At 66.3% G+C, this 1174-nt stretch carries 1 protein-coding gene; it reads right to left on the bottom strand.

The features are described from left to right. A partial coding sequence (gene tuf / locus AUL35_RS20965) for an elongation factor Tu (protein ID WP_062018499.1) occupies positions 1-1174 on the bottom strand: 1174 nt, incomplete at both ends.

Genomic DNA, 1174 nt, shown 5'->3' with positions numbered 1-1174 from the left:
ACTCGACGATGGTGGCGACGATACCGGCGCCGACCGTGCGGCCGCCCTCGCGAATGGCGAAGCGCAGCTTCTCCTCCATCGCGATCGGGACGATCAGCTTGACGTCCATCGTCACGTTGTCGCCCGGCATCACCATCTCGGTGCCCTCGGGCAGCGTGACCACGCCCGTCACGTCCGTCGTGCGGAAGTAGAACTGCGGACGGTAGTTCGTGAAGAACGGCGTGTGGCGACCGCCCTCCTCCTTGGTCAGGATGTAGGCCTCGGCCATGAAGCGCGTGTGCGGCTTCACCGAACCCGGCTTGCACAGAACCTGACCGCGCTCCACGCCCTCGCGGTCCACGCCGCGAACCAGCGCGCCGATGTTGTCGCCCGCCTGGCCCTGGTCCAGAAGCTTGCGGAACATCTCGACGCCCGTCACCGTCGTCTTCTTCGAGTCGCGGATGCCCACGATCTCGACTTCCTCGCCCACCTTCACGATGCCGCGCTCGACGCGACCCGTCACGACCGTGCCGCGGCCCGAGATCGAGAACACGTCCTCGATCGGCATCAGGAACGGCTGGTCGACCGGACGCTCCGGCGTCGGGATGTAGGCGTCGACCTCCTTCATCAGCTGGCGGACCGCGTTCTCGCCGATCTCCTTGTTGGAGTCCTCGAGAGCGGCCAGCGCCGAGCCCTTCACGATCGGAATGTCGTCGCCCGGGAAGTCGTAGCTCGACAGAAGCTCGCGCACCTCGAGCTCGACCAGCTCCAGAAGCTCGGCGTCGTCGACCTGGTCCACCTTGTTCAGGAACACCACGATCGCCGGAACGCCGACCTGGCGCGCCAGCAGGATGTGCTCGCGCGTCTGCGGCATCGGGCCGTCCGCCGCCGAGCACACCAGGATCGCGCCGTCCATCTGCGCCGCGCCCGTGATCATGTTCTTCACGTAGTCCGCGTGACCGGGGCAGTCGACGTGCGCGTAGTGCCGCGCCTCCGTCTCGTACTCCACGTGCGCCGTCGAGATCGTGATGCCGCGTGCCTTCTCCTCCGGCGCCGCGTCGATCTGGTCGTAGGCCCGGAACTCGCCGAAGTACTTCGTGATCGCCGCCGTCAGCGACGTCTTCCCATGGTCAACGTGACCAATCGTGCCGATGTTCACATGCGGCTTGTTACGCTCGAACTTGCTCTTGGCCAT

It is taken from the genome of Aureimonas sp. AU4 (assembly GCF_001463765.1).
Taxonomy (GTDB): domain Bacteria; phylum Pseudomonadota; class Alphaproteobacteria; order Rhizobiales; family Rhizobiaceae; genus Aureimonas.
Note: the sequence above shows the minus strand (reverse complement) of the source record. Positions and strands in the feature narration are given on the sequence as shown.